Source organism: Streptomyces sp. LZ34, assembly GCF_053890475.1.
This window is the reverse complement of the sequence record NZ_CM132680.1, coordinates 9,099,159-9,115,274: the sequence shown is the minus strand read 5'-3', so window position 1 is coordinate 9,115,274 and position 16,116 is coordinate 9,099,159. Positions and strand designations below refer to the sequence as shown.

10 protein-coding genes and 1 pseudogene are annotated in these 16,116 nt (G+C 71.2%); 5 read left to right on the top strand and 6 right to left on the bottom strand.

Translation table 11 applies throughout. From position 1 onward, the window contains the following. Positions 1–66 precede the first annotated feature (66 nt). The gene (locus tag ACWY4P_RS38760) at positions 67–1,272 is read right to left on the bottom strand and encodes a hypothetical protein (protein ID WP_456205250.1); all 1,206 of its coding nucleotides are present in this window, start codon (positions 1,270–1,272) and stop codon (positions 67–69) included. Between the two features lie 187 nt (positions 1,273–1,459). Here ACWY4P_RS38760 and ACWY4P_RS38755 point away from each other — a divergent pair, with 187 nt between their 5' ends. After that, on the top strand, positions 1,460–3,496 hold the full coding sequence (locus ACWY4P_RS38755) for a hypothetical protein (protein ID WP_456205249.1): 2,037 nt from the start codon (positions 1,460–1,462) through the stop codon (positions 3,494–3,496). Positions 3,497–3,503: 7 nt separating this feature from the next. Here the strand turns inward: ACWY4P_RS38755 and ACWY4P_RS38750 are convergent, their stop codons facing one another. After that, positions 3,504–4,031 (bottom strand): DinB family protein, encoded by a 528-nt coding sequence (locus tag ACWY4P_RS38750; protein ID WP_456205248.1) that lies wholly within the window; start codon positions 4,029–4,031, stop codon positions 3,504–3,506. Between the two features lie 200 nt (positions 4,032–4,231). On the opposite strand from ACWY4P_RS38750, the gene ACWY4P_RS38745 reads away from it, so the two are divergent. Then, positions 4,232–4,843 (top strand): hypothetical protein, encoded by a 612-nt coding sequence (locus ACWY4P_RS38745; protein ID WP_456205247.1) that lies wholly within the window; start codon positions 4,232–4,234, stop codon positions 4,841–4,843. 55 nt (positions 4,844–4,898) lie between these two features. Here ACWY4P_RS38745 and ACWY4P_RS38740 read toward each other — a convergent pair. Next, positions 4,899–6,278, bottom strand: a pseudogene (locus ACWY4P_RS38740) (alpha-amylase); the annotation flags it as partial. Between the two features lie 310 nt (positions 6,279–6,588). On the opposite strand from ACWY4P_RS38740, the gene ACWY4P_RS38735 reads away from it, so the two are divergent. Both ACWY4P_RS38735 and ACWY4P_RS38730 read left to right on the top strand, forming a co-directional pair. Further along, positions 6,589–8,196 (top strand): GMC family oxidoreductase, encoded by a 1,608-nt coding sequence (locus ACWY4P_RS38735; protein ID WP_456205246.1) that lies wholly within the window; start codon positions 6,589–6,591, stop codon positions 8,194–8,196. 134 nt (positions 8,197–8,330) lie between these two features. Continuing rightward, on the top strand, positions 8,331–10,961 hold the full coding sequence (locus ACWY4P_RS38730) for a SpoIIE family protein phosphatase (protein ID WP_456205244.1): 2,631 nt from the start codon (positions 8,331–8,333) through the stop codon (positions 10,959–10,961). A gap of 24 nt (positions 10,962–10,985) precedes the next feature. Here the strand turns inward: ACWY4P_RS38730 and ACWY4P_RS38725 are convergent, their stop codons facing one another. From ACWY4P_RS38725 to ACWY4P_RS38715, 3 genes are read right to left on the bottom strand one after another with little or no spacing between them, the layout of a single operon-like run. Next, positions 10,986–11,816, bottom strand: a complete 831-nt coding sequence (locus ACWY4P_RS38725; RefSeq protein ID WP_456205243.1) for a sugar ABC transporter permease — start codon at positions 11,814–11,816, stop codon at positions 10,986–10,988. A 2-nt stretch (positions 11,817–11,818) separates the two neighbouring features. Beyond that, positions 11,819–12,868 carry a carbohydrate ABC transporter permease gene (locus ACWY4P_RS38720; RefSeq protein ID WP_456205242.1) on the bottom strand — a complete coding sequence of 350 codons (1,050 nt, stop codon included), beginning with the start codon at positions 12,866–12,868 and terminating at the stop codon, positions 11,819–11,821. A 12-nt stretch (positions 12,869–12,880) separates the two neighbouring features. After that, positions 12,881–14,164: an extracellular solute-binding protein gene (locus ACWY4P_RS38715; protein ID WP_456205241.1), complete on the bottom strand. Its 1,284-nt coding sequence runs from the start codon at positions 14,162–14,164 to the stop codon at positions 12,881–12,883. Between the two features lie 264 nt (positions 14,165–14,428). Between ACWY4P_RS38715 and ACWY4P_RS38710 the strand changes: the two genes are divergently transcribed. Beyond that, positions 14,429–16,096 carry a glycoside hydrolase family 13 protein gene (locus ACWY4P_RS38710; protein ID WP_456205240.1) on the top strand — a complete coding sequence of 556 codons (1,668 nt, stop codon included), beginning with the start codon at positions 14,429–14,431 and terminating at the stop codon, positions 16,094–16,096. Positions 16,097–16,116 lie beyond the last annotated feature (20 nt).

The window sequence follows — 16,116 nt, the reverse complement described above, 5'->3', positions numbered from 1 at the left end:
GATCTTGACGCGGTGACCGGAGGCGGGGGACGGCGGGTGCCCGTCCGTCCCCCGCTCGGGCGCCGTCTACCGGCGTGCGGTCAGCACCACTCCGGGCCCCACCCACTGGGAGCCGTCCGGCGGGTACAGGCCCGTGACGTCGACGGTCCGGCCCGAGGCCGCGATGTCGATCCCCTCGAGCGGCTCGGCACCGCCGGTCGGCAGGTGCATCGACACCCACCGTCCGCCGCTGCGGCGGAGCACCGCGCCGCGGGTGTCATCCGTCGCGCTCACCAGGACGACCGGGGAGCCCTGGCTGACCGCGACCGACCGGAGTTCCCCGGTCCCCTCCGGCAGCGGGACGTCGACCCACTTCCTGCCGTCGTATCTCAGTGCCAGCCCCTCCCAGGAGCCGTCGGGCTTCTTGAGCTGACCCACGGCCCACACCTGCCCGCGCGGCCCGGCGGCGACCGCGCTCAGGCCCACGCGCGTGGCGTCGATGTCCGGGGCGGGGGCCTTGCGCCAGCGTGCGCCGTCGTAGTGCAGCAGCACCGGCTCCGCGACCTTGGCGTTGTACATACTGCCCACCGCCCACACGTCATCCGCGGCGAGCGCGGCCACGCTCTCCAGGTTCCAGCCGCCGCTGTCTCCCGCACCGACGTCCGGGAGCCGCTGCGCCTTCCAGCGGGTGCCGTCCCAGTGCTGGAGCAGCCCCACGTTGCGGGAGTCGTCCTCCGTGACGGGGACTTGGGCCCAGCCCGCTCCCCAGGCGTCGCGGGGGGCGCGGGTGTCGACGGAGAGGAATCCGGCGCTCATGGTCCCCTGCGGCACCGGAGCGACCGCGGCCTTCCAGTCCCTGCCGTTCCAGCGCTGGGTGACCACACCCCCGGCTTGCTCGGCGTAGTCACCGCCCAGTACGGCGTTACGCGGCGAAGAGGCGTCGACGTCGTTGAACCGGATGTCGTAGGACTGGGGTACGGGCGCGGTCCGCACCCGCTTCCAGCCGGGGCCCTTCCGCTCGTCACGCTCCCACAGGGTGGGCGCGAAGTTGAAGCCCTCCCCCTTCGGGACGAACCGCATGCCGGCGACCCACGTGGTTCGCGCGTCGGGCCGGGTCGAGCCGATGAGCGAGGCGTTGCCCGGCTCCACGTTCGACTCGCTCCACCCGGAGGCGCGCGGCAAGGTCCCGGGCGGGGTCGAGGGGGCGGCTGAGGCCGACGTCGTGCTCGCGGCGGCCAGGAGCGCGGCACTCGCCACGATCGCGCCGCGGACACCGCGGCTGCTGTGGATCACTGTCACGTTATGGCCTTTCAGGTAGCGTCGGAGGCGGCTCCCCAACCGGGCTTCTGGAGACGCCTCTCCCTCAACTGCCGGACCAGCGCGGCCAGTTCCCGCTCGGGGGCTCCGAGGACGGCGTGCGGCCGACCCGCCGGCGACGCGGGGGGCGGTGACCATCGCATGCGGCGCTCGTTCTCCAACCGTGGAGCAGCAGCAGGCGACAGCCAACCTCTCCGGCGAATCCCCCACCCTCATCGATGTCGAGCAGGCCGAGGCCGCCATCGTCGAGCACTACCCGCGCCTGGTGCGGCTCGCCTACCTGGTGCTGCCGCCGGGCCTGGGGCGCGCGCGCCGGGTGTTGGCGGCGCACGCGCTCGCTCAGCGTGCGCTGCCCCGCGGCCGGGCGAACGCGAACGCCGACACCGACCGCGACACCAACGCCGACACCGACGCCGACACCGACGCCGACACCCGCGCTGACGCCGGGCCCAGGCTGCCCGGGCAGCGCGGACCGGCGGGCTCGGCGGGCGGCGACGGCGGGTACGCCTTCGTGCGGCTGCGGGTGCTGCGCGGCGCGCTGCGGGCCGCGCGGCGGCGGCGTGGGCCGCTGGCCCCGGCGCTGCCCCGGGTGTGGGGACTGCGGCTGATCCCGCGCCCGGGCGGGGCCGATGAACTCGCCCTGGACAAGGCGCTGTCGGAGCTGTCCGGCCCCGGCCGCGCCGCGTACGTGCTGCGCGACCTGGAGCGGATGGGCGACCGCGAGGTGCGCGAGGTGCTGAAGGCCGCTGGGGTCGCCGATCCGCGGGGCGCGCTCGCCGAAGCGGACGCGGTGGACGACCCGGCGGGCAGCCGGGACGGGGCGCTGCTGGAGTCCCCCGAGTTCGACCCCTGTTCGCTCCAGGCCCGGCCCACCGACCTGATGCGGCGCCGCCAGCACGTGCGGGCGGCGCTCGCCGCAGCCGCGGCGCTGGTGGTGTGCGGCACACTGCTCGGCCTGCCGGGCGAGGGCTGGGGCCCCAGCGGCGCGGCCGCGCCCTCGTACGCCCGGAACCCGTCCTCGGAGCGGGCGCTGGACCCGGCCGAGCTGACCCGCGCCGCGCCCGGCGCGTGGCGCACCGCCACGCGCGCCGACTTCTCGTCCTGGCCCGCGCGTGGCGGCCGTGCGGACGACACGCCGCTGCTGCGCCGGGCGCTGGCCGTGTGGGCGCGGCCGGGCCGCTCGGTACGCGTGTCGGCCACACCCGGCACCCAGTCCGGCCCGCCGTCGGGGCCGCCGCAGCTGCTGTACGCGGGCGAGGTGGACCAAGCGGCGGTGGTGCTGCTGTACGACGGGCTGCGGGTGGTGCGGTACGCGGAGGCGGGCCGGGGCGACGGCGGCGCGGTGGCGCTGGACTTCGCGCGGGCCGACGCCGCCGACGCGGCCTCCTCGACCGGGCTGGTCGCCACCCGCAGGGACGGCAACGTCCGCTATCTGACGGCCCCTTGGGTGCGTCACCCCTCCGTACGGGACCTGGTCCGGCCCGACGAGGCGGCGCGGCCGCTGCGCCTGGCCGCCGACGGGGTGACCGACCCGGTGCGGGCGGGCGGCGCGGGCCTGGTGCGCGGTGCGGGGCAAACGCCCGACTGCGAGAGCTGGACGGCGCTGCGGCTGGGCTCCCGCCTGGTGACGGACCTGGGCGAGATCGTCCCGGCCCGGCTGACGTACGGCGCCCCGGGCGGGCGGGGGCCGGGCGCGGGGCCGCGGGATGTGGCGGGCGCGGCGGCCCGGGAGGCCTGGGCGCACACCGCCTGCCGGCTGCCGCTGCTGCATTCGCGGGGTGTGCGCGCGGTCAACGCCTGGCGGTTCGCGGCCCAGCGGCTGCCCGAGGGCGGCGGCGCGGCGGACTGGGTGTGCACCCGCGCGGAGACCTGGCGCGGCCCGGGCGGCCGGGTGCTGGCCCAGTTCCAGCCCCCGGCCACGGACCCGGGCGCCCCGGCCGCGGTGGTCGCGAGCGCGGACGGCTCTCCGGCCTGCGGGCCGCGTGCGCCGCGGGTGCTGGCGGGCGCGCTGTGGAAGTCACGCACCGGGCGGTGGTATCTGCTGGCGGCGGGCAGCGGCCAGGTGACCTCCGTCGCGGCGCGCGGCGATGTCCGGGGCAGGGCGGTGGGCCGGTTGCTGACGCTGCCCGCCGAGGCGGGCGACCAGGCCCGGCTGAGCGGCCGCCTGGCCTCCGGCGGGCGGCTGACGGCGCTGCGCTGACCTCGGCTCAGCGCGGTGACGCGGCGCGCAGCATCCGGAGTTGGCCGATCTCGGCGGCGTTCTTCATGAGTTCGGCATTCACCCAGGCGATCATGTGGGCGACGGTGTGCTGGGGGTCGTTCTGCCAGGGGAACGGCGCGACGGCCTCCAGGTCGGCGTCGGTGAGCCCGTCCAGCACCGCCAGCCAGTCCGCGCGCAGCCCGCGCAGCCACTCGACGGCCGCCGTGCCGTCCCCCGGCCAGGTGACCTCGGTGCGGTCCCGGGGCGTACGGCCCTGTGCGTGGTCGATGGTCACGCTCCACCACCACCCGATGTGCCAGCTCAGCCAGCCGATCGTGGGGACCGGCACCGGATCGGGTTCGGTGTCCGCCCAGTCGGGCACCCAGGTCCCGTCGGGCTGCTGACGCACCGTCCAGCAGAGGGCGGCGGGCTCCCACAGGAAGTCGTCCGGCTCCAGCCGCTCCAGGTGGTACTCGAACAGGGACCAGGTCAGCTCGAACTGCCAGCGCGCCAGTTGGCGTGGGGATGCGTCCATCCGGCGATCCTGACATGCCATCACCCGTGCCCGAAACCGATTTTCCGGGGCGAATGGACCCGAAATGCGGTCCCTTATCCGCAGTGCAGCAGAACTGATCCAGAGAACGTGTTTGGCCACTGGATTTCGTCTTGTCGCGTATGGAAGGCTCGCCTGCGTCCACAGAATTCCATAATGATTTGGGTACGGCAGGATATCTCGTGCGGATAACGACTTCGATCGCCACCACCGCTGTCGCGGTACTGGCACTCACCCTGACCGGCTGCGGCGGCGACGACGGCGACGGAAAGTCAGCATCGCCGGCCAAGGACGACAAGGGCGCCAGTCAGTCCAAGGACACAGGCAAGCCCACGCCTTCCAGCACCGGCGACTCGGGCGACATGAAATCCTCCAGCCCCACGTCCACCCCGAGCCGCAGCAAGGCCCCCGGCAAGGCCCCCGGCAAGACGGCCACCCGGGCACCCGGGCACAGCGCCACGAGCACCCCCAAGGCCCCGACCCCGAGCCGTACCAGCGTCCCCTCTCGCCCGTCCACCGGCGGCCGGTTGGCGAGCGTCCAGGGCACCTGGTACTACACGATCCGCGACGCGAGCGGCAACCTGCTGACCTTGCAGATCAGCGGCACGTCCATGACCATGAGTGGCCCCAAGGGGTCCTGCTCCGGGACCATCAGCGCCTCCCTGGCCATCTCCATCACCTGCCAGGGCCAGAGCGCGAGCGGTACGGCCCAGGTCAGCAACGGCGGCCAGAATCTCGCCCTCAACTGGACGACCGGCAACCCCGACCGGTTCACCCGCACCAAGCCCGCGTAACGGCGAAGGAGCCGCATATCCCTCGATATGCGGCTCCGATCAGCCCCGGCGCTCAGCCGCAGCTCCGCGCGCCCACGTGCAGGGCCACCGCCGTGTTGGCGCCCAGGGTGGCGGTGAACTGGCCGGAGGAGTCGACCGTGACACCCTTGCCGCTCTGCACATCGCAGTAGGCGCCGGCGGGCAGCGAGGTCTGGAAGGTCCGGGTCAGCGAGCCGCTCTCATGGTTGATGGCGACGTACGCCTTGTCACCGCGCCCGAAGGCGATGGCGTTGTTGCCGTTGTCCCACCAGTTGGTGACGGCCGTGCCGCGCGCCGTATTGCGGAACGCGACCATTTTGAGGATCTCGGGCCATTTGTGCTGGCATTTCCAGCCGTCCTGCCAGCAGGCGTTCACCGTCCCCCCGTTCGGCGGCCCGGCGTCGTTGTCGGAGAACTCATAGCCGGAGTGGACGTCCGGCGAGCCGTACGGCCAGGCCAGCATGAAGACGTTGGCGAGGGTGTAGTCGGCGTTGTCCTTGTAGGTGAGGGTGGAGCCATTGCGCTCGGTGTCCCAGTTGTCAACGAAGACACCGGATTTGCCCGAGGCCATATAGCCCCAGCCTTCGCCGAAATTGTTGAGATAGGCCAGTTTCTCGCCTTTGAAGACCCGCTTGAGATCGCGGCCGTAGCGGAATTCCTGGACATCGCCGTTGCCCAGGTACTCCGTCGGCGAGACGGCCTCGCCCGCGCCGTAGATGACCTCTTGCTTCCAGTAGACGTTCGGGTTGCTCAGCTTGCCCTTGATCGCGGCCAGGTCCTCGGCCGCCATGTGCTTGGCGGCATCGATCCGGAAGCCGTCGACACCGAGCGAGAGCAGGTCGTTCAGGTACTGGGCGATCCGGTCGCGCACATACGACTCGCCGGTGTCCAGGTCGGCCAGGCCCACCAGCTCGCAGCGCTGCACGTTCCAGCGGTCCTGGTAGTTGCTGATCTGCGCGGTGCAGTCGTCCATGTCCTGGGACTGGTAGATCCCGGGGTAGTCGTACTTGGTGTACGAGGAGCCGCCGGTTCCGGTGCCGGACCCCGCTGACATGTGGTTGATGACGGCGTCGGCGACGACCTTCACGCCCGCCGCATGGCAGGTGTCGATCATGTTCTTGAAGGCGGCGCGGTCACCGAGCCGACCGGCGATCTTGTAGCTGACGGGCTGGTACGAGGTCCACCACTGGCCGCCTTGGATGTGCTCGGTCGCCGGGGAGACCTCGACATAGCCGTAACCGGCCGGCCCCAGCGTGCTGGTGCACTCCTTGGCCACCGAGTCGTAGGTCCACTCGAAGAGTTCGGCGGTGACGTCCTTGTCGCCGGGCGGCGCGGCCTGCGCCGGCCCCGGCAGGGTGACGATCAGTGCCGCGCCCGCCGCGAGGGCGAGGGCGGCCGCGAGGGGTCTGCTGGCCATCGTTCCTCCTGCTTGTGGGGGGAGATTGCGGGAAACGATCGAGCCTCGTGCGGCAACGCGCATGCCTGTAAGGCCGTTGAAGGTTCTTACCGCAAGACGTCAGGGACGTCGGTCGCCGACCGGTCACCGGACCGTACCCCTGGCGATTTGGCGCTGCAAGACCTTACGCAAGAAATTGCGGGGCGGGCCGGGCGTCACTGGCGAGCGGGCCGAAGGCCTCGTTAGGCTGGATTCGCGGAGATCCACAGGCGACGCAGACGCAACAGGGTTCCGCGACGATCTCCCCTTCCGGCAAGGAGGGCCCACACCCATGGCACACACCAGCCGCGTCACCGTGGACCGGGAGATCGTCACCGACACCCTTCATCCTGCCTACGACTTCATCGTCTGCGGCGGAGGGACCTCGGGGTCCGTCGTCGCCCGGAACCTGTCGGACAACCCCGACGTGAGCGTTCTCCTGCTGGAGGCCGGTGGCAGCGACCGGGTGCCGTCGGTCATCGACTGCACCCGGTGGATGTCCAATATCGGCAGCGAACGCGACTGGGGCTACCGCGCCCAGCCGTCCTCCTCCCTCAACGGCCGTGCGCCCCCGCTGCCGATGGGCAAGGTGCTGGGCGGAGGTTCCAGCATCAACGCCTCCGTCTGGGCCCGAGGCCACCGCAACGACTTCGACCACTGGGCCGAGGAGACCGGCGATTCCGGCTGGTCCTACGCGTCCGTCCGCGACATCTACCGGCGGGTCGAGGACTGGACCGGCCCGGCCGACCCCCGCCGCGGCATCGGCGGCCCCCTGCGTGTCACCCTCCCCCTGAACCCGGTTCCGCTCGCGCCGGCGCTGGTCGAGGCGGCGTCCGCGTTGGGCATCCCCGCCGTCGCCGACCTCAACGCCGATCCCACGGAGTCCGACAGCGGCTGCGGCCATCCCAACCTGCTGGTCGACCGGGGCAACGCCAGGGTCTCAATAGCCGCCTCGTACCTCCATCCGGTCATGGGCCGTCCCAACCTCGACATCGTGCTGTGCGCCGAGGTGACCAGGCTGGAGCTGTCGGGGAACCGGGTGACCGCAGTGGAGTTCGTCCAACGGGGCCACGCGCAGAGCGTCTCGGCGGGGCAGGAGGTGATCCTCTCGCTCGGCGCCATCAACACGCCGAAGCTGCTGATCCTCTCCGGCATCGGTGACCAGGCCGAACGCGCCGCGCTCGGCATCCCGGGCGTCGTGCACCTGCCCGGCGTCGGGAAGAACCTCCAGGACCACATCCTGCTCGCAGGCTGCGTCTGGGAATACCAGGTCCCCGAAGCCCCCAGGAACAACGCCGCCGAGTTCGCCTTCTTCGCCAAGAGCGCCCCCTCGCTGCCCGGCCCCGACCTGATGCCGGTGCTCGACGAGCTCCCGTTCGCCAGCGAGGCCGCGGCCGCCCCGTACGACGTTCCCGTCGGAGCCGATTCCGCCTGGACCCTCGCGCCCGGCCTCGCCCGGCCCGCCAGCCGTGGATCCGTGCGGCTGACCAGCGCGGACCCTATGGCCGTTCCGCTGATCGACGCCAATTTCCTGAGCGCGGGGGAGGACGTGAAGGCACTCGAGTACGGCGTAGGACTCTGCCGGGAGATCGGCAACTCGTCAGAGCTGAAGCCGTTCGTCAGGCGCGAGGTCATGCCCGGTCCGCTGAGCGGCGACGAACTCGAGGACTTCGTCCGCAACGCGTCCGGCTCGTACTTCCACGAGACCTGCACCGCGAAGATGGGGCGCGACGAGATGTCCGTGGTCGACAGTGCCCTGAGGGTCTACGGCGTCGAGGGTCTGCGCATCGCGGACGGCTCGATCATGCCCTGCATCACCAGCGGCAACACCATGGCCCCCTGCGTCGTCATCGGTGAGCGGGCGGCCGACCTGATCAAATCCGGTCACGGCATCCACTGACCCCGCACATCCGGCGACGCCTCTGATCCGCGCACTCCACGACAAGGACTATATTCGGCATATCGGCTCATAAGAGACGGCGACGGCCCACGGTCGTACGGCACCGAACTCCCGAGGGGACGACAGGTGACGCCATGGGTGTGGACGACCGGCGGCACCCAGACATCGTGAACACCCGGCTCACTCGGTCAGCGCGAACACGGCTTCGGCTGCTGGGTTCCGCGGCTGACAGCCTGAGTGGCACTGGGCCGCTGTCGCTTGCCCTCGGACAGGTGGTCGCCGAGCTCGGCGCCCTCGGGGGCATGATCCATCTGCGCGATTCGGACCACGGCGGGCTCCGCCTGTCGGCCAGCGTCGGGCTCCCCGATTCCCTGGCCGCGGGGTGGGAGATCCTCACGGACGAGGACCACGGGGCCCCCGTGTCGTCCCTGCCGTACGGAGACGGCGACGGCGACGGCGCTCATGTCCGGACGCCTCCTCCGCCCGACGGCCCGCGCCGGCCACCTCCGTCGCCCCCCGGCCGCTTCTCCCCCGGGGACCCCGGCCCCGGCGCCGGCCCGCTCCCTCGCGGCAGCGCTGTGGTCTCTGTGCCGGTGGTCACGGCCGAAGGACAGCCGGTGGGCGCGCTGTCCGTCCTGGTGGGCACGCCTGGCGACCTCAGCGACGCGCAGCACGGTTTTCTACGGATGGTCGCCGACTGGGTGGCCGGGCACGCGAAGGAGCCGCCCGGCGGCAACGCCGTCGGCGGCGCCGTGTGGCAGACGAACGACGGCCTTCTCACGCTCGACCGCGACGCACGGGTCACCTTCGCCAACGCGGCGGCCCTGAGGTTGCTCGGATCTTCCGCGGAGGAGGTGTCGGGGGCCGAGCTGTGGAGCCACCCGATGGTCCGTGAGACCGGGATGGCCGCCTGCCACAGGCGGGCCGTGGCCACCCGCGCACCCGTCGGCTACGACACCCGGTGGCCCGGGAGGGCGGGCTGGTACCACGTGCGCCTCGACCCGGCCCCCGACGGCCTGGTCGTCCACATCATCGACATCACCGAACGCCGGGAGCGGGAAGCCGAGCGGTGCGCGGCCGAGCGCACTGTGGCGGAGCGTGCCACCCTCATGGGCGAGCTCACCTCGGCGCTCGCCAAGGCGCTGACCGTCCAGGACGTCGTGAAGGCGGTCGCCGACCGCATGCTCCCGCCCATCGGCGCGACCGGCCTGATCTGCCAGCTGGTCGAAAACGGGCGGTGGCGCATGGTCGGCTCGGCCGGGTACCCGGAACACTTCGTCGAGATCATCCACAAGATGATGGTGTCGGACATGTCTGCTATCGCCCAAGTGCTAAGCGCCCGCTCCCCGAGCTTTCTGTCCAGTCCGCAGGAGTACGCCGAACAACACCCGGACGCTGTCGGCTACCTCTACAAAAGCGGGATGCGAGCGTGGGCCTTCCTCCCCCTGATCGCCTCCGACCACCAGATCGGCTACTGCGCGGTGGCATTCAGCCGACCGCGCCACTTCTCGGAGGAGGACCGTTCCCTGCTCATCGCGCTGAGCGGACTGGTCGCCCAGGCGCTGGAGCGGGCCCGTCTCTACGACGCCGAGCACACCCGCGCCCAGGAGCTCCAGCGTGGCCTGCTGCCTCGTACCCTGCCCGCCGTGTCGGCCGTCACCGCCGCCGCCTGCTATCTGCCTGCCGCCGAGGGCATGCAGGTCGGCGGCGACTGGTACGACCTCATCCCGCTGTCCGGCGAGCGGGTCGCCCTCGTCATCGGCGACGTCATGGGCCATGGGCTGTCCGAGGCCGCGACGATGGGCCGGCTGCGTACGGCCGTCCACACGCTCGCCGACCTCGACCTCGCGCCCGACGAACTGCTCACCCACCTCAACGACCTCGTCGGAGCCCTCGGCGACGACTTCTACGCCACCTGCCTGTACACGGTCTACGACCCCACCTCCAACGGCTGCGTCTTCGCGAGCGCCGGGCACCCACCGCCCGCCATCGTCGACCCCGACGGCACCACCCACTTCCCCGAAGTCGTCGCCGACCCGCCGCTCGGCGCCGCCATCCCGCCCTTCGAGACCCATGAGGTCCACATTCCCGACGGCAGCGTCCTCGCGCTGTACACCGACGGCCTGGTCGAATCCTCCACCGTCGATATCGATGAGGGCATGGCCCGCCTCGCCCAGGCCCTCACCCGTGCCGCCGCACCCCCCTCGGGCCCACCGGGACAGCCCCCGGCCACGTCCGCCACCCTGCCCCTCCCCGATCCCGACCGCCTGTGCGGCGCGGTCATCAGAGCGCTGTTGCCGGAGCAGACCGAGACCCAGGACGACGCCGCTCTGCTGATCGTCCGTGCGCGGTCGCTGGCCCCCGGCCAGGTCGTCTCCTGGAGCCTCCCGGACGGCCCCATCGCCGCCGCCGAAGCCCGCCACCGGGCCACGGAGCAGCTGTCCGCGTGGCGTCTCGACGAGCTGTCGATGACGACAGAACTACTGGTCAGCGAGCTGGTCGGCAATGTGGTCCGGCATGCCAAAGGCCCCATACAGCTGCGTCTGATCTACGGCCACGCGCTGATCTGCGAAGTCTCGGACGGCAGCCTCACCACCCCGCGCATCCGCCGCGCCGCCGACACCGACGAGGGTGGACGCGGACTGCAGCTGGTCGCGGCGCTGTCCCAGCGGTGGGGTACCCGTTTCACGGCCGCGGGCAAGTGCATCTGGACGGAGCAGATACTGCCCCCGCACGCCGTGACGTCGCCCGCCGCCCCCCGGTAGTCGAGTCACCCCGACGGCCGGCGGTCACGACTTGGTCGCGCCGGCGGTGAGCCCGGCTACCAGGTGGCGCTGGGCCCAGGCGAACACCAGCGTCGCCGGGATGGCGATCAGGACGGCGGCCGCGGTCATGGAGCCCCAGTCCGAGGTGTACTGGTTGACGAAGGTCTGGAGCCCGGCGGAGAGGGTGAGGTTCTCCTCGCCCGTCATGAAGGCGGAGGCGTACGCGACCTCGGCCCAGGCCGTGATGAAGGTGTAGAACCCGGTCACCGCCAGGCCCGGCTTGGCCAGCGGCACCACCAGCCGCCAGAAGGTGCCGAAGGGGTTGAGCCCGTCGACCCGGCCGGATTCGTCGATCTCCACCGGGATGGTGTCGAAGAAGCCCTTCATCATCCAGGCGCAGAACGGCACGGCGACGGTGAGGTAGGTGACGATGAGCGCCACCGGCTGGTTGAGCCAGCCCAGCGTGGCCATGATGTTGTACAGCGGGACGATGAGGATGGCCACCGGGAACATCTGGGTGATCAGCAGCAGCCACATCAGCGGGCGCATGCCGGGGAAGCGGAAGCGGCTGACGGCGTATCCGGTGGTGGCCGCCACGAACACGCCGAGCAGCGTGGTGATCAGCACGATGAACAGCGAGTTGCCGAACCAGGTGAGGAACTTCGTATCGGCGAGGACGTGGTGGTAGTTGTCCAGCGTCGCGTTCTTCACCACATCCGTGGAGAACGCCTCGCTCTTGGGCTTGAAGGAGGTCACCAGCAGCCACAGCGGCGGGAAGACCGCGACGGCGGAGGCGACGATGAGGGTCGCGTGCAGCCCGACCGAGGCCAGCGGGGAACGTCGTTGGTCGCGCATGGTCACCACACCTCTCCCTGCCTGCGGAGTGCGCGGCGGTAGACCGCCGCGAAGAGCATGAGGATCAGCAGGATGAGCACGCCCCATGCCGAGGCGCCCGCGAAGTCGCGCGGGCTGTTGACGAACGAGAGCCGGTAGGCGTACGTCACCAGGACCTCTGTGCTGTCGCCCGGTCCGCCGCGGGTGAGCAGGAAGATCACCGGGAACATGTTGAAGGTCCAGATGGTGGACAGCAGCACCACCGTGGAGCTGACCGAGCGCAGCCCGGGCAGGGTGATGTGGCGGAACCGCTGCCAGGGCCTGGCCCCGTCCATCTCAGCGGCTTCGTACAGCTCGCCGGGGATAGACTGCAAGCCGCCGAGCAGCGCGACCAGCATGAACGGCACCCCGAGCCAGACGTTCACGGCGATCACCGAGATCTTGGCCATGGTGGGGTCGTTCAGCCAGGGCACGGCGTCGATGCCGCCGCCGTCCAGGATCTTGTTGAGGATGCCGTTTCTCTCGTTGTAGAGAAGGCGCCAGGCGAAGACGGAGACGAAGGCGGGCACGGCCCAGGGCAGGATCAGCAGCGACCGGTAGAGGGTGCGGCCGGCGAATCTGCGGTTGAGCATGACGGCCAGGCCGAGGCCGATGGCGAAGGTGAGGGCGACGCAGCCGACGGTCCAGGTCACGGTCCAGCCGAGCCGGTCCCAGAAGATCGGGTCCTTCAGGATCGCGGTGAAGTTGTCCAGGCCGACGAACTCGTACGTCGCCGGGATGTGGTTCATCCCGATGGTGCGCTCGACGTTCGCCTCGTTGGCGTCGGTGAGCGACAGATACACGCCGCGCGCCAGCGGATAGCCGATGATCAGGCCGATCACGAGCACGACGGGCGCGACCATGGCCCAGGCGTACCAGTGGCGGCTCAGCGCGTTGCGGATCCGGCCGGGAGGCCGCTTGCTCGCCTTGCCGGTCCGGCCGGCCTTGTCGGTTGTGGCGGCCTTGCGGACCCGGCCGCGGGCGCCCTCCGCGCCCGCGGCCGATCCTGCCGACTGCCCGGTCTCGACAGCCATCGTCGCGGGTCCCTACTTCCAGTCGCCCTTGAGGAGCTTGCGGTACGCGGCGCCGACCGACTTGGCCGCCTTCTCGGGGGAGGTCTTGCCGGTCACCACGTTCGGGAACTCGACCAGGATCGCCTGGAAGAGGCTGTTGCCCTCGGGGATCCAGGGGCGTTCGACGGCCTTGTCCACGGCCGACTTGAAGAACTTGACGTTGGCGTTGGCCGCGACCGTCTTGTTCGCGTAGACCGAGGTGCGGGTCGGCAGCAGGCTGAGCTTCTCGGTGGTCTTGGCCTGGACCTCGGCCGAGCTCATGTACTTGACGAAGGCGTAGGAGGCGTCCAGGTTCTTGGACCCGGCGTAGACGGTGAGGTTCTGGCCGCCCTGCGGGGAGCCCTGGGCCTTGCTGCCGGCCGGAACGGGGACCACGCCGAGGTTGGACTTGTCGTCCTTGAACGCCTTGCCGGCCAGGGTGTCCTCGATCGCCCACGGACCATTGACGGTCATCGCGACGTCGCCGTTCTTGATGGCGTTCTGCATGTTGTCCCAGCCGTCGGTGGCGTCGGTGACCGCCGCGCCGGACTTGACCAGGTCGCGGGCGGCCGCGAAGGCCCTGATGCCGGGCTCGTCGTCGACGGTGACCTTCTTGGCGCCGGTGTCCAGGAGGTCGCCGCCCTCGCCGTAGATGAAGGGCAGGAACCAGTAGGCGTCGTCACCGCGCAGATAGAGGCCGGTCTTGCCGGTCTTCTGCTTGATCTTCTTCGCGGCCGCCTTGAGCTCGGTCCAGCTGGTCGGCGGCTCGACGCCGGCCTCCTTCAGCAGCTTCTTGTTGTAGAAGAGGCCGAGGGTGTCGATGACCTGCGGCGCGGCGTAGGTCTTGCCCTTGAACTTGGTACCGGCGGCGGCCTTGGGCAGATAGTCCGACTCGTTGTCGAGGGCGGCGGTGCCGTCCAGCGGGGCCAGATAGCCGATGTTGGCGAGGTCCTGGGTCCAGGCGACCTCGGCGCGCAGCACGTCCGGGGCGCCGGAGCCGCCGCTGCCCGCGGCGTTCTTGAAGTTGTTCAGCGCCTCGCCGAACGGCACATTGACGTAGTTGACCTTGACCTTCGGGTACTTCTTGCCGAAGTCCTCGGCGAGCTGCCTGTAGGTGCCCTTCTCGGCTTCGTTCGAGGTGTCCCAGTAGGTCACGGTGCCGGAGATCTCCCCGGCCGACTTCTTGCCCCCGCCACTGCCGCCGTCATCACCGCCGCACGCGGTCGCCGCGAGCGCCATCGCCGCGACGAGCGCAGTGGCCGCTATGCCACGTCGCATCTGAACTCCTCCAAAGCCGGCCGCGCCATCGCGGCGCCGAGTTGCCGAGGAACGTAACAGGGATGCAAATCAGCCGAAAGACTTTGCGGCGGATTTCTGCAAGCGCTCGGGATCGTTACCTCCACGTGTCCCTCCGGTGGCCGCCCGAGCGCTCGGCAGATGCGCCGGAGTGCCCCGGTTGGCGCCCTGAGCCGCCCCGACAGGCACCGGCAAGCTCCTGCAAGCTCTTCCGCAAGGCATTGCAGAGCTGTTACGTTCACCGGCATGACCCAGGAGCTCACCACCTCCCCCTCCCCCCGGACCGAGACCGGGCAACCGTCCAGCGGCACCGGCTGGTGGCGCGACGCCGTCATCTACCAGGTGTACGTGCGGTCCTTCGCCGACAGCGACGGCGACGGCATCGGGGACCTGCGCGGCGCCCGTGAGCGGCTGCCGCACCTGGCCCGCCTGGGCGTGGACGCGGTCTGGCTGACCCCGTTCTTCGCCTCGCCGCAGGCCGACGGCGGATACGACGTGGCCGACTACCGCGCCGTCGACCCGCTGTTCGGCACCCTCGGCGACGCCGACGACCTGGTGCGCACCGCCCATGAGCTCGGTCTCAAGGTGATCGTGGACATCGTTCCGAACCACACCTCCGATCAGCACGTGTGGTTCCAGGAAGCGCTCGCGGACCGGCCTCGGGGGGCGGCCCGCGAGCGCTACCACTTCCACCCGGGCCGGGGCGCGGACGGCGAGCTGCCCCCCAACGACTGGGAGTCGGTCTTCGGCGGCCCCGCCTGGACCCGCACCACCGGCCCCGACGGCACCCCCGGCGAGTGGTATCTGCACCTCTTCGCGCCCGAGCAGCCCGACCTCAACTGGGAGTGCCCCGAGGTCGCCGAGGAGTTCGCGTCCGTCCTGAAGTTCTGGCTCGACCTGGGCGTGGACGGCTTCCGCATCGATGTCGCGCACGGCATGGTCAAGGCCGCCGGCCTGCCCGACATCGGCCGCACCGAGCAGGCCAAGCTGATCGGCGCGCAGGTGCTGCCGTTCTTCGACCAGGACGGGGTGCACGAGATCCACCGCGCCTGGCGGCGCCAGCTGGACTCCTACAGCCAGGCTCACGGCGGCACGGTGCGGATCGGCGTCGCCGAGGCATGGGCCCCCACCTCCGAGCGGCTGGCCCTGTACGTACGCCCCGACGAGCTGCACCAGGCCTTCAACTTCCAGTTCCTCAGGTGCCCGTGGGACGCGGCGGCGATGCGCGAGGTGATCGACGACTCGCTGGCCGCGACCGCCTCCGTGGGCGCCCCCACCACCTGGGTGCTCTCCAACCACGACGTGGTCCGGCACCTCACCCGCTACGCCGAGGACAGCCCCGCCCAGGGCCTGCGCCGGGCCCGGGCCGCCGCCCTGCTGATGCTGGCGCTGCCCGGCTCGACGTACATCTACCAGGGCGAGGAGCTGGGGCTGCCGGAGGTCACGGACCTGCCGGACGACTGCCGCCAGGACCCGGCCTTCTTCCGCACCTTCCAGGAGAGCGGCCAGGACGGCTTCCGGGACGGCTGCCGGGTGCCCATCCCCTGGTCGCGCGACGGGGAGTCGTACGGGTTCGGCCCCGGCGGCAGCTGGCTGCCGCAGCCCACGGACTGGCGGGATCTGTCGGTCGAGGCCCAGAGCGGCGACCCGGACTCTACGCTGGAGCTGTACCGCGCGGCGCTCGCGGTGCGCAGGGAGGTGCCCGGCCTCGGCGACACCCCGATGGACTGGCTGGACGCCCCCCAGGGGGTGCTCGCGCTCTCCCGCCCGGGGTTCGTGTGCACCCTCAACACCCTCGGGGAGGGGGTGGAACTGCCCGTTCCCGGGCGTGCGCTGCTGTCCTCGGCCCCGCTCGAGTACGGGGCGGGTACGGTGCGCATTCCCGCCGATTCCTGCGCGTGGTGGGCAATCTGACATGCGACCGGTACAGTCCA

What these genes read in the sequence shown, in the direction of transcription:
- ACWY4P_RS38750 (WP_456205248.1), bottom strand. Translation starts at nt 4,031, where the DNA reads ATGGACGCATCCCCACGCCAACTGGCGCGCTGGCAGTTCGAGCTGACC.
- ACWY4P_RS38735 (WP_456205246.1), top strand. Translation starts at nt 6,589, where the DNA reads ATGGCACACACCAGCCGCGTCACCGTGGACCGGGAGATCGTCACCGAC.
- ACWY4P_RS38730 (WP_456205244.1), top strand. Translation starts at nt 8,331, where the DNA reads ATGGGTGTGGACGACCGGCGGCACCCAGACATCGTGAACACCCGGCTC.
- ACWY4P_RS38725 (WP_456205243.1), bottom strand. Translation starts at nt 11,816, where the DNA reads ATGCGCGACCAACGACGTTCCCCGCTGGCCTCGGTCGGGCTGCACGCG.
- ACWY4P_RS38720 (WP_456205242.1), bottom strand. Translation starts at nt 12,868, where the DNA reads ATGGCTGTCGAGACCGGGCAGTCGGCAGGATCGGCCGCGGGCGCGGAG.
- ACWY4P_RS38715 (WP_456205241.1), bottom strand. Translation starts at nt 14,164, where the DNA reads ATGCGACGTGGCATAGCGGCCACTGCGCTCGTCGCGGCGATGGCGCTC.
- ACWY4P_RS38710 (WP_456205240.1), top strand. Translation starts at nt 14,429, where the DNA reads ATGACCCAGGAGCTCACCACCTCCCCCTCCCCCCGGACCGAGACCGGG.